Raw genomic sequence first — 13088 nt, forward strand, 5'->3', positions numbered from 1 at the left:
AGAAAGGAGTTTACCTAATATGAAAGAAAAAAACTATCAATTACTTATGTCATCAGTTTGGTTGCTTTATATAGGATCTGCAATTGGTACTATAATTTATAACTTAATAAATGACTATGAACCTACTATTACTCAAAATTTTACAGGAGTCATTATTTTATATTCATTCTCAATTGGTTATGCATTAATTAATACGCTTGCTTTGATAATAATAACTTTAAAAAAAGTTAAGGTTTATCCAGAAATCATAGGATTGATTTCAACTGTGGGTTTCATATTACTTGGATTATCAATTTTAACAACCAGAAATGGGGTTACTATAATTTTTATACCCTTCTTTGTTCTATTGGCAATTTTATTTCTTTGCAAAGAATTAATAATTAAAAAATCCAATATACTTAAAATGGAAATAAATGAAAATACGCGTGAAGAAAGTGTATTCGATAAAAACCAAAAGTCAAATATTGAGATTAAAAACTTTCGTGTACTTTTCTACTTCAGTTATTTATGTTCTTTACTTTTGGAGCTAGGGTTTATTTATTCTATAAGCAAAAATCAAAATGTGTTTAGCTTAGGAAACAACTCATTTATAGTTTATGTGCTAGTTTTAGTACTATTTGAGTTTTGTTCTATTTATGTTAAGATTAAAATAATTTATTTCTTTAAAGTAGATTTGAAAACTAATTTTGATATCAAATTACACAAGTTGTGTAAAGCAACGATTTATATTCCATTTATTCATTATTTTTTCTGAATACCTTGTTTTATAATTAAAAGTGTTCGTTTAAAAAAAAGAGGAGTTTTTATAGGAAAAAACCTTTACTTTAATGAAACACAAACTTTTTTAAATGAGTAATAATAATTAATAAAAAAATTAGTTCTCTAAGTATACTTTATGTTTTCAAACATAAGGATATATAAGGAGAACTTTTTTATATCAAGTTTTTATATTATGTGAGTCTAATAAATCAAGTTTGAATTCTTTAAAGTTGTGTTATACAAAAAGTTATAAATAATCAAGTTTATGAAACATCTCAGAAAATTTAACCTTTAACATTAAGGAAGTCTATAAGTTAACCGTACTAGTAAAATTGATATATACAAAATATATTTAATAACAACGATACTAAAAAAATTAGTTTTAATTTAGACAAAAAAGTAATTTTTTTTAGAGTTTTAGAATTTGTCACTAATAATCATTTTAAACTCTAAAAAATTTTTAATTTCACAAAAGTAACTTATGCTCAAATATAAGAAAGAAGGTACTGAACTCATTAATATCATCAATGATGATTGGATTAATGTTTAAAAATATCTAAGAAAGCTATTGATATTAAGGAAAACCTTACTTTTGTTTTCTCAAAAAAAAAAAAAAAAATGCTTCCAACTTAATAAAAGCACTCTTATAAGAATATTTCTACACTCGCAAAATATATTTAATAATCGATTAATATATTTATTTTTTATGCTCGTTATACTTAAAAACTCTTTTAATTGAGGTTGGCTGGTTATTCTCGTTGAAATAGACTATAACCCCGTTTAACATTCCTTCGTTTGTGCTTGGTACAAACTTAGTAGGAATACCAAGTTTTTCTTTTTTTATCACTTCTTCTGGGTTAGCACCAATGATCGAGTCATACGCTCCTGTCATACCCATATCAGTAATAAAGGCTGTGCCTTTATTTAAAATTCTTTCATCAGCAGTCTGAACGTGGGTATGTGTTCCAACTAAAACATCTATTTTCCCATCATAATTTCATGCAAATGCAATTTTTTCAGCGCTCGCCTCACCGTGGAAATCTACAATATGAATGTCACTATTATCCTCTGAAAGTATTTTGTCCATTGACTCATAAGGATTATTTACATGTTCCATATAAGTTTTACCCATCAAATTTGTTACTCTAATTTTTTTTCCCTTTGCTTTATAAACATTTGAACCTTTACCCGGCAAATATGAATTCATATTTGCTGGTCTTAGTAGGTCATCAACATTATCAATAAAATCCACTGTATCTGAGCTTTTAAATATGTGATTACCACTAGTTATAACATCGACTCCCATTTTTTTTAAAAAAGTGTAATGATTTTTGTTAATTCCTTTACCGTGAGAAATATTTTCTCCATTAACAATAGTAAAATCTATTTTTTCTTTTATTATAATATCTTTAAGATACTTAGAAATGGCATCTCTACCACTTTTAGAGTATACATCACCAACCAATAGTATATTCATTAAACTACTCCTTCAATAAATGAAATAAAATCTTCTTTTGAAATTTTATTTTTCTGATATTCTTCAATTTTTTCCTTAATGATATTAGATTTTTTGTAAAGTTTTAAGTTTTTTTCTAAATCATTTAGTGTTGCTATTGTCTTTGATATGCTATCGTAAACTGCGTTTCTTGAAACACTCATGTCTAGGCTTATTTCATGTAGTGTTAAATCTTCAAAAAAATATAACTCAAAATACTTTTTCTGCTTATCTGTAAGAAGTTTTTTATAATAATCATAAAGACTTGTTAGCTCAATAGTTTTGTTGATATTATTCTCCTTCATTATCATCATCTTCCATAAAATCGCTAGTTAGCTCACTTATATATTCATCAACAACAAAAGGCTTAAGATCTTCTGGCTTTTCACCAAAACCAACTAATTTAACAGGAATATTTAGTATATCTTTGATTGCTAAAGCAATCCCACCTTTACTTGTACCATCCATCTTAGTTAATATTATACCTGTAACTTGAGTAACCTCTGAGAAAGCCTTCGCTTGGTTTATACCATTTTGTCCTGTCTGGGCATCTATCACTAATAACCTTTCATGAGGACCATCACTTACTGTTTTTTTTATGATTTTTGTTATTTTTTCAAGTTCTCTCATAAGATTATCTTTATTTTGCAATCTACCCGCTGTATCAACTAGTAATATATCATAGTTATCTTTAATACCTTTTTTAACACCGTCAAATACAACACTTGCTGGGTCAGAAGAGTTTGATTTGATTAAGTCAACACCTTTTAAACGTTTTTGACATCATTCTTCTAACTGCTCCACGGCACCAGCCCTAAATGTATCACCCGCAGCAATCAACACTTTTTTACCTTCATTGGAGTAAAAGTTTGCAATTTTGGCTATACTTGTTGTTTTACCAACACCATTAACACCCACAATCAAATAAATATTAAGGCGACCATCTTTATAATTTAAACTATTATTAGTTTTACTTGACTCACTATATGAAGAATATAGTGCATCAACAAGATATTGCTTTATTTTTGAGAAACCGTCTTTAGCCTTTGCGCGTTTTCTTACTTTATTTGATATTTCTAAAACCATTTTCATACCCATGTCGGTTTTTATCAGAACATTTTCAAGCTCCTCAAAAAACTCATTATCTGCTTCCTTGTATTTTTTACTTAAATTTTTAATATCTTTCGAAAAGGTTAATGTATTTTTATGCTCTTTTTGATGTTGCTTTATTTGCTTTTTTAAGGCTTTTTTTTCTTTAATTTTCTTTCAAAAACCCATTTTTTTTCTCCTATTCTTGCAATATAATTGTATAATAATTTTAATATTTCTAGAACAATTAAAAAATATGGTGGTGTGGTAATGAAGAAATGATTAAAAATTATGTTTGCAATGAATTTTAGCGTAAGTTTATCAGGACTTATTAGCGCATCAACAAAAGTAGTTGACAACGAAGCTCAAGAGTTTTTAAAAAATGGGGACATTGATTTATATAGTCATTATGATTTTATAAAAAACAAAAACCCTAATGTCTACATTGAAGAAAATATTAAAGAGATCGTAGAAGATAATTTTCAAGATTATACAATAGGAAAGAAAATATTAAACTCTACAGAATTTATAGTAGAAAATTGTTCAGATTATAGTGTAACTTTAACTTTCAGAGACAAAGATGGTTACTATTGCTTAGGACATCCTGTAACTATTAAGTTTGATGTTTTTTTATATAATTATGATCGAATAAATAATTTTATAAAATTAATAGAAAAAACTAAAATGGAGTTAATTTTACCTGCTCTTAAAAAGAATGAACAAGATTTCAACAATTTAATAAGTAAAGATGTCAAAGAAAAGTTTAATAAGTTAGCTAATAAACAAATTTTTCTAAATGATGAGAAAAACTTTTTTGACTATTTAGTTTTTGACCATAGTATCTGTATAACAAACAATGGAAGTTTCTTGAAAGCGGATTTTTTAAACTCTTCAATAGTTAAATTTAATTACAAATTAAACACTGATTTTTTAAATGATAACACCTTCAAAAGTGAAAAAATTTTTAAAGAGGAGGATCCTTCAAAAGCTTTTGGAAAAATTTTATCTAAGTACACAGGTTTAGATTTAAATGAAAAACATTATGAAAAGTATTTCGAAATAATTGGAAATACAACTACACACATAGAAATAAAACTTAATGAAAACTTTTTTACAGGACAAATTTTAGTAATAAAATTACTAAAATGTTAAATTGTTTGTTACTTGCTAAAACATTAATTATATTCTTTGTTTAATAAATAAAAAAAACTATCTCAGATATATTCGTTTACAAAGTATCTCAGATAGTTTTTTCAATTTTATTAATCACTTTTTTTATCGGATGTTGGGTCTTCTTTTTTACTTTCAATTGGATCTTGCTCCATATTGGTAGGTTGTGGATTGTTTCATTGTGGATTATTTCATTGTGGATTGTTTCATTGTGTCCCGTTACCGAATTGTTGATTTCTAGTTCATTCAGAGCTATTATTTTTTCCAGGGTCTGTATTGATTGGCATATCCTTAGCGGCTGGTTCCAAATTATCATTGTTTTTCAAAACATACTTTCCTACTAATATAAATATTCCGGCTATAAGCGAAGTAAGAACTAAACAATAAATACCTCCCGCAATATTTGATTTTGCTGTTCCGTTTTTTATAGATAAACACATAAATATGGTTCCAATTTGTAAACCAATAATTATTATCAGAAATAAATAGATTGCAACCATAAAGGGTTTAATATTAAACTTAAAGTAAATATTACTATTGATTGATAAAATCAACAATGATAAAATTGATGAACCGATTGCAATTCCTGCAAAAACAAGACCTAGTATTGCTCCAGCTTTGCATAGTCCATCTAAACTAGCGATTACTGGTTTCTTTTTATTTTTCATTTCACTCACTCCTTGGGGTTATTATACAATATAATTTCCACTTATTTTATATCAAGATTATTCTCGACACTTGTGGGAATTTCTTCAAATTTACCAGTTCTAATAAACTGAAGTGTTTCCTCTGTATTAATAAGATGTTCACCAGCTCGTTCTAAATTTTTTAATTGTCTCACGATTGTTATAATTTTTCGTGCTTGACTTTTGTCTTTGGCATCTATTAATTTTTCTGCTAATATATTACTTAAATTTGAGAACTCGTTTGTTAAATCATGCTCTATCTTAATAACTTTTTGATGTTGGTCACTATCATAATTATCTATAAGTGTAGATATGATATTTAGCATCACATTTACTAAATCAAACATTTTAGAGATATAGTTTATTTCAATTGGTTCAGGTTTATATTTAATAGTGAATTTACAGATGTGTTTAGCGACATCTGCAATTCTCTCTATTTCTCTACTGATTAAAACCCCACCCACAGCTAGTCTCAAGTCACCAGCTACCATTTGTTGTTTTGCTATTTTCCAAAGTGCCATTTTTGTGAAGTTATTTTGTAAATCATTTATTTTAAGATCTCTTACAATGACTTCTTCAGCAAACTCCATATTCTGATGTTTCAAGGCTTCAAATGTCTTTGCGTATTGAGACTTTGTTTCCTCAACGAGGTTGATTAAGTCTTTTTTAATTGTATTGATATCATTGTCTAATATTTTATTATAAGACATCCTTTCTTCCTCCTAACCAAATCTTCCAGAGATATAATCTTCTGTTTTTTTATTTTTGGGATTGGTAAATATTTTTTTAGTTCTATCGTGTTCCACTAACTCACCTTGCAAGAAGAAAGCAGTGAAATCACTTACTCTAGTTGCTTGCGCCATTGAGTGGGTTACTATTACTATTGTATACTCATTTTTTAATTTTAATATTAACTCTTCAACCTTTAAAGTAGCTATTGGATCAAGAGCACTTGTAGGTTCATCCATTAAGAGTATTTTTGGCCTCATTGCTATTGCTCTAGCAATGCATAACCTTTGTTGTTGTCCACCACTTAATCCAAGTGCTGAGTCCTTTAGATAATCTTTAACATCTTCTCACAGTGCAGCTTTTTTTAAAGAATCTTCAACTAATTGATTTAATGCCTTTTTATCATTAACACCTTGGTTTCTCGGACCAAAAGCAACATTATCATAAATAGACATTGGAAAAGGATTAGCTTTTTGAAAAACCATACCTACCTCGGTTCTTAATTTAACCACATCTGTTCCATATTTATAAATATTGTCACCATTAACAACAATTTCGCCCTTTATCGAAGTATTATCGACCAAGTCATTCATTCTATTTATTGATCTGAGTAAAGTTGATTTTCCACAACCAGAAGGACCAATAAGGGCTGTTACTGTTTTTTCTTTAATACTCATATTAATATTATACAATGCTTGTTTGGTTCCTCCATTGTAAAAGAAATCCAAATTATTTATTTCTATAACATTTTCTCTATTTTTCATTGGCACTTTTTTAGGTTTACTTAGAGCTTTTTTATCGAAACTCAACTCTTGTGTATCATCTTTAACTATTGTTTTTTTCTCTAAGTTCTGATTTTCTGTCATTTTCCCTTGCCTCCTTAATTATGTTTTTGATTAACTTATTACGTGACCGTGATACATTTATGCTTGCCTTAGTCTTTTTGAAACTGAATATATTTTTAATGTTACTTCCTATATTTAACGTTCAAGAGCGAATTGTTTGAAATACCTTCATGTAGTTAAAGGTTCTCAATTTATTAAAGTAGTTGATTAATTTATTTTTAAACTTCACTTTCTTGTATGTAGGTTCTAATTTTTTAGCAATGTACTTACTAAATCAATTTAAGCATAGTACCATTAGTACCGTAACCAATGCTAATTGATAAGCAACATTTAAAGTGTCTGGACTACTTCCTTCTGAAGCCATCATATAAATCTGCGTTGTTAGAGTTGCACCTGATGATAAAAATCCTTCACTTGGCATTCTAACAGCTGTTCCTAATGTCAGATAAACTGGTGCTGATTCTCCTATGATTCTTGCAATTGCTAAAATAGTCCCTGTAACTATCCCTTGCATAGAGTTTGGTAAAACCACTTTTCAAATGACACCCGTTTTTGTCATCCCTAAACCATATGCTGCTTCTTTATACATTTCAGGAACACTCGTCATCGCGTCTTCAAAAACTGAAATCAATGAAGGTAATATAACTATTGTCATTGTTAAACTTGAAGCAAAAATAGACATTGGAATTTTAAAAGCAATTACAAATAAACTTAAACCGAATACACCAAAAACAATACTTGGAGTTGAAGACAATACACTGATTGAAAATCTAATTGTTTTTGCAAACTTACTTTCTTTTCTTGCATATTCAGCAAGATAAATTGCAGCAAATAAAGCCAAAGGTATTGCAAATAATATGGAACCAATCACTAAGAGAATTGTAGTGAAAATGGTAGCAAATATACCAGATCTTTGACCTTTTATTTGAATAAATGCACTAGCGTCAAAATGTCTAAGACCATCAAATAGCACCGTAAGAATTACTCAAGAAGTGAATCCTACAATTATCGCGGTCGAAGTTATCATAAAGAACTTCATAGTTGAACTATATACCTTTTTTTTAATTCTCTTATCAGTGCAACTTTTAACAAGTAAAGTTAATTTGTAAGAATCATATAAATTTGAAGTTTGCGTATTTTTTGTACGCATTTTATTTTTGCGCTTAATTTCTCTAATACTTTTTCTTTTTCTTTTATTAAAATTCCCTATTGCTAATATCAAAAGATTGATTATTATTACTAAAAAGAATAAAACTAATCCGATTGCATACAATGCCGCCTCATGATGTGATCCGTTATTTTCTAACATTTCTAGACCTATCGTTCCAGCTAAAGTCCTAATTGAAGAAAATATGAAATCTAGAAACCCACCAGAAGTATTCAATCCTTGCGTGGAATTACCTGCTATTAATATGACTGCCATAGTTTCTCCGATTATTCTTGCAACACCAGTAATAATAGCTGTAATAATTTTAGGCATTGCACTTGTTAAAACTACACCAAAAGTTGTTTTTTCTTTCGTTAGGCCAAGCCCTAACGATGCAAATCTATGACTATCAGGGACACTTTCAATAGCATTAATAGATAATGTAATCATTGTGGGTAGTGCCATAAATGCCAAAGTGATACTTGCAGTCATCATATTCGAACCATTTTTCGCACCCATCATTGTTGTTAAAGGCCCTATTTGATCTAAAGCAAACAGACCAAACACAACTGAAGGAATACCTGCAAGTAACTGAATGATTGTTATTACAAAATTTTTAAGTTTTTTATTAAGATATTCTGTGATGAATAGAGCACTAAATATAGTTAAAGGAATTGCAAACATCAGAGAAATTAAAAGCATCATCATAGTCGAACCAATTATAGATAGAATACCGTATTTAGCATCATGATCGTTATTTTTACCAGGATTTCAAATAGTTGAGAATATAAAATTTAAAAAGTCGTTTCCTTGTAATGCAGGAATAGATTTATAAATAATAAAACCAACTAATACAGCAAGGATAAACACTACAAATGTTGTAAATGCAATAACAGTTCATTTATTTGTGATATCTGCTTTTCTTTTTTTAAACTTTGTACTACCCATTAGTTTCTTTTGGTTAACCATTTTCAAAACCTCTTTTAACTTTATTATTTGCTTGTGGATTAATTACAAAATTTTTCACAAGTCCTTCTTTTTCAAAACTTTCATTTGATTCATCAGAAATCATATAAACAAATAACTCTAATAAGTATTTAAAGTTTTTATTTTTCAGATTAAAAATAGACACGAAAGGTCTTTTAAATTCATAGCATCATCTTATAAATTCTTCGTTTTTTTCTTTAGTTGGTTCTCAGCTGCCATCATTTTTTTGTTTTAAACCATACCAATTTTCTGGTTCGCTTCCTGAATCCGCTTTATTGCCTAATTTTTTACCACCGATGCCTGCAATTCTTACATTATTTTTAGACACTTTACCAGAACCATCAACTTCTTCATAAACAGATGATACAAATGCGTAAGAAACATATCCAATACCGATGTTATCCCTTATATTCCTAAACATGCTTCCATTAGAATTAACTTCAGAAGATTTCATATCAGAAGACTTTATTCCTGTTAAATCTGTAAATGCACTTCGTGTTCCTGAACCACTTTCTCTAGTTATTGTGTTGATTTTTTGGTCTTCAAAATTCGGAAGGCTAATATTATAGCCTTTCTCTTTTAGCAAATGCTTAGCAAGATCTAATCAAGTTAGTTTACCTAAATATATCTGTTTCAAAATATTATTATCATCTTTTTTTAAATTAAAATTCATAAGTGTTTCAAGTGTTATTTTTTTATCCCCTACATTAGACTTAAATTCAAAAGTTCTGTACCATTCAGGAGCATTATAAATTATTGCAATGGCGTCGAGTGCAAACTCCAATGAAGCAAATGAGTTATTTTCTAAATCACCAGCAACATTCTCCACTTTCAAAGTATCCTTTAAACCTTCTTCGTTTTTGATATCTTTATTATCAATCTTTTTAGAAAAACTGTTATTTTCACTTAATGTTTCTTCTTTTACTTCCTTAGAAATAAATCCTGCGGTGTACATATTTTTTTCTACCCCACTAACACCAGCTTGACTACCTGTTGAGTTATAAACGAAGTCTGTTTTACTTCCTTTATGCTCATAATAATTTTTAGTTAACTCCTGCATAAACGGGTTCACACTCGTACTTCCCCCAATTATAATGGAAGAGTTTTTTATAAATAAAGTTCATACTCAAAGCAATAACATTGCTATAGCTATAATTATTAGTGAAATGCTAATTTTTTTATTCATTTCTTCTCCTTATTAATTCAAAATAAATTAATTTGAATTACTCAATTTTCTTGCTTCTAGTAATTTAATTTGAACAAGCTTTGTAATACCCTTTTTTTGCATTGTTGCTCCAAATAATATATCACAATTTTCCATAGTTCCAATTCTATGAGTTACAATCATAAACTGTGTATTTTCTGTAAAAGTTTTAATGTACTTTGCGAAGCGTTCAACATTTGCTATGTCCAAAGGAGCCTCGACCTCATCCAATATAACCAATGGAATAGGTTTGACTTTAAGGATAGAGAATAGTACAGACAAAGCCACCATTGATTTCTCTCCGCCAGATAATAAGTTTAAGTTACTTATTTTTTTACCAGGTGGAGATATTTTGATATCAATACCTGAATTCAAAATATCATTTGGGGTTGTGTATACAATAGATGCTGTACCCCCACCAAATAAAGTCGCAAATGTTTTTGGTAACGCATCATTAACTTGTTTAATTATGGTTTTGAATTGTGTTGTCATTTGAATGTCCATATCGTTGATAGCGGTTTTTAAACTTCCGATCGATTCTTGAACATCATTAGTTTGCTCAACATAATTTTGATACCTTTTGTTCTCTTCTTCATATTCTTGAATTGCGTCAACATTGATATTTCCCAGGGATTTTATTTCACTTTTTAAAAGATTTATTTTCTTTCTAGTTTCATCTTCATCTAGTATAGCAACTTTTTCAAGTTCTATCGCAGATTCAAAAGTTAAATTATAGTTTTGTCCTAATCTTTCTGTAAGATTAGATTGTTTTTCAAATAGAAGCAATCTGTCGGTAGATAAGCTAGAGTAATTATCTTTCAACCTTTGCAACATTTTGCGATCTTCATCAATAGTTAAATTTAAATCGTTTTGTTTTTCAACAGATTTATCCTTAACTGAGCGAATAACATTAATTTTTTGATTTATTTCTTCTTTTTTTGATTCTAGCTGCGAAATCTTTTCTACCACTTCTATAATTTGTTCATCAATTGATTGAACTAAATCAACGTTACTATTTAATTCTTTTCCAGTTAGGATTCGATATTCTTCCTTAACATCAGAAATTTCTTTTTCATAATGTTCCAATGCTTTTTTCGCTGCACCTATGGAACTTTGTGTTTCTGTTAACTCTTCTCTTAGTAACTCTATTTTTTCATTTATTAATGCAATTTTTTTGACGATCGAACTCTCTTCATGATCAAGACTAAGTTTGCGCTTTTCTAATTCTGTTAATTTAGATGCGTCGAAAGTTAAAGTGCTTTTAATTTTTCTACTTCCACCAACAATAGCACCGTGTGGTAATATTCTCTCTCCATCTAATGTTACAATGTTGAATTTGTAATTTATCAACTTAGCTAATTCAACAGCATTATCATAATTATCCACTACTATAAATGAACCAACTAAATAATCTAGAACTACTTGATATTTTTTGTTTGTTTTTATAAGTTCATTTGCGAATCCCAAAAACCCGATTGCGTTTTGAATCGCGAATTTTTTTTCACCAGATATTAAGTTTGGTTTTAGCGTATCAAGTGGTAAAAATGTTGCATACCCCGCCTTATTTGATTTTAAAAAATTTATAGCTTGTTTTACATCGTTTGCTGTGGTTGCAACAATATTTTGAACTGAGTTCTGCAATATACTACTTATAGCTAACTCATGTTCTTGGTCAATACTTATGATTTCCTGAACTGTTCCTATTATTCCGTTTAAAGTTTTTTTATTCTCTAAAACATTTTTAACTCCTTCAAAATAACCTTCAAGTGAATTCTTTTTATTATTGATATTCTCTAATAATATTTCAATTTTAGTTATTTCTTTTCTCAATAACTCAAGTTTATTATTAAAATCAAATCTTTCTTTACTTAAAGAGTCAACAAGTTTTTTCTTATCTTGTTTTTCATTCAATAACCTTGCTAACTTTTGTTCTTCAGAGTTTAGTTTTACTTCATATTCTTTAGATTTGTTTTTCAATTCACTAATTCTAAATTCTTTTTCATCAATATCAAGCTTAGATTTTTTTGATTCTAAATTGATTTTAGACACTTTTAATTTTCCAATATTGTCAACAATTTCAGTAAATTCTTTATTCAAGGAAGCTAGTTCTTTTTCATTCATAAAACTTTTTTTGTTTAAATTGTTAAACTCTTCTGCTTTGATTACAATGTTTTTGTCTAGTGAAGAAATTTTTGACTTAAGATTTATTTTTTCTTCGTCGATCTCTAATATTCTTTTTTTGTACAACTGGATGTCTTTAACAAGAATAGACACTTCTATATTTTTAAGTTCTTCTCATTTTTTTTGATACTCTAACGCTTTTGAAGACTGTTTTTTTAGGCTTGGTAATTTTCTTTCAATTTCGTTTATGATATCGTTTAATCTGTCTAAGTTTTCTTGAGATCTTATTAACTTTCTTAGGGCTTCTTCTTTTCTCTTTTTGTACCTAGCAACACCAGCAGCTTCATCAAATAATCTTCTTCTTTGTTCTGGGCTTGACTCAACAAAAGAAGATATTGAACCTTGTGATATGATCGCTAAACTAGATTTTGTTAAGCCAGTTTCAAGAGCAACGTCTTGAATATCTTTAAGTCTAACTCTTGTTCCATTTATATAGTATTCAGACTCTTTATTTAATTTAAAATATTTTCTTGTTATGGATACTTCATTATATTCCAATGAGCTAAACGCTCTAGTGCTGTTATCAAAAACAAGGGTTACTTCGGCCATATTTAAAGCTTTGTGTTCAGAACTTCCTGAGAAAACGATATCTTCCATAGAGTCACCTCTTAATGATTTGGAAGATTGTTCACCAAGCGCTCACATAATAGCATCTGTAATATTTGATTTTCCTGAACCATTTGGTCCTACAATTCCAGTCATTGCATAACCATAATTTAAAGTGGTTGGTTCAGCAAAAGACTTAAAACCAAACGCTTCAATTCGTTTTAAAAATATCATTTATTTTACCTCTTGT

The 13088-nt window shown here is 28.6% G+C and carries 11 protein-coding genes; 2 read left to right on the forward strand and 9 right to left on the reverse strand.

Annotated features, from left to right (window positions below):
* Positions 1 to 19 precede the first annotated feature (19 nt).
* Entirely contained in the window at positions 20 to 856 is an 837-nt protein-coding gene (locus AAHM92_RS04285) for a hypothetical protein (RefSeq protein WP_500222231.1), read from the forward strand.
* Positions 857 to 1456: 600 nt separating this feature from the next.
* Here the strand turns inward: AAHM92_RS04285 and AAHM92_RS04290 are convergent.
* The 3 genes from AAHM92_RS04290 to ftsY are packed head-to-tail and all read right to left on the reverse strand — an operon-like array spanning position 1457 to position 3532.
* Complete coding sequence (locus tag AAHM92_RS04290) at positions 1457 to 2236, reverse strand: TIGR00282 family metallophosphoesterase (RefSeq protein ID WP_023789959.1); 780 nt, start codon at positions 2234 to 2236, stop codon at positions 1457 to 1459.
* Positions 2236 to 2559: a YlxM family DNA-binding protein gene (gene ylxM, locus AAHM92_RS04295; RefSeq protein WP_041612620.1), complete on the reverse strand. Its 324-nt coding sequence runs from the start codon at positions 2557 to 2559 to the stop codon at positions 2236 to 2238. The genes AAHM92_RS04290 and ylxM overlap by 1 nt, the downstream gene beginning before the upstream one ends.
* On the reverse strand, positions 2546 to 3532 hold the full coding sequence (ftsY, locus tag AAHM92_RS04300) for a signal recognition particle-docking protein FtsY (RefSeq protein WP_023789963.1): 987 nt from the start codon (positions 3530 to 3532) through the stop codon (positions 2546 to 2548). Before ftsY ends, ylxM begins: the two co-directional genes overlap by 14 nt.
* Positions 3533 to 3613: 81 nt before the next feature.
* Here ftsY and AAHM92_RS04305 point away from each other — a divergent pair, with 81 nt between their 5' ends.
* Positions 3614 to 4495 (forward strand): hypothetical protein, encoded by an 882-nt coding sequence (locus AAHM92_RS04305; protein ID WP_500222233.1) that lies wholly within the window; start codon positions 3614 to 3616, stop codon positions 4493 to 4495.
* A gap of 110 nt (positions 4496 to 4605) precedes the next feature.
* Here the strand turns inward: AAHM92_RS04305 and AAHM92_RS04310 are convergent, their stop codons facing one another.
* The 6 genes from AAHM92_RS04310 to AAHM92_RS04335 all read right to left on the reverse strand — a co-directional run bounded on the left by AAHM92_RS04310 (position 4606) and on the right by AAHM92_RS04335 (position 13072).
* Positions 4606 to 5181 carry a hypothetical protein gene (locus AAHM92_RS04310; protein WP_500222234.1) on the reverse strand — a complete coding sequence of 192 codons (576 nt, stop codon included), beginning with the start codon at positions 5179 to 5181 and terminating at the stop codon, positions 4606 to 4608.
* Between the two features lie 41 nt (positions 5182 to 5222).
* Positions 5223 to 5909 carry a phosphate signaling complex protein PhoU gene (phoU, locus tag AAHM92_RS04315; RefSeq protein ID WP_023789969.1) on the reverse strand — a complete coding sequence of 229 codons (687 nt, stop codon included), beginning with the start codon at positions 5907 to 5909 and terminating at the stop codon, positions 5223 to 5225.
* A 12-nt stretch (positions 5910 to 5921) separates the two neighbouring features.
* The gene (gene pstB, locus AAHM92_RS04320; RefSeq protein ID WP_500223124.1) at positions 5922 to 6692 is read right to left on the reverse strand and encodes a phosphate ABC transporter ATP-binding protein PstB; all 771 of its coding nucleotides are present in this window, start codon (positions 6690 to 6692) and stop codon (positions 5922 to 5924) included.
* Positions 6693 to 6753: 61 nt separating this feature from the next.
* The gene (gene pstA, locus AAHM92_RS04325) at positions 6754 to 8889 is read right to left on the reverse strand and encodes a phosphate ABC transporter permease PstA (RefSeq protein ID WP_023789973.1); all 2136 of its coding nucleotides are present in this window, start codon (positions 8887 to 8889) and stop codon (positions 6754 to 6756) included.
* On the reverse strand, positions 8882 to 10093 hold the full coding sequence (gene ptsS / locus AAHM92_RS04330) for a phosphate ABC transporter substrate-binding protein (RefSeq protein WP_500222236.1): 1212 nt from the start codon (positions 10091 to 10093) through the stop codon (positions 8882 to 8884). Before ptsS ends, pstA begins: the two co-directional genes overlap by 8 nt.
* A gap of 27 nt (positions 10094 to 10120) precedes the next feature.
* Complete coding sequence (locus AAHM92_RS04335) at positions 10121 to 13072, reverse strand: SMC hinge domain-related protein (RefSeq protein ID WP_500222237.1); 2952 nt, start codon at positions 13070 to 13072, stop codon at positions 10121 to 10123.
* Between the last annotated feature and the right edge of the window lie 16 nt (positions 13073 to 13088).

This window comes from Spiroplasma endosymbiont of Melanargia galathea, assembly GCF_964031075.1.
In the GTDB taxonomy this organism is placed as follows: Bacteria; Bacillota_I; Bacilli_A; order Mycoplasmatales; family Mycoplasmataceae; genus Spiroplasma_A; species Spiroplasma_A apis.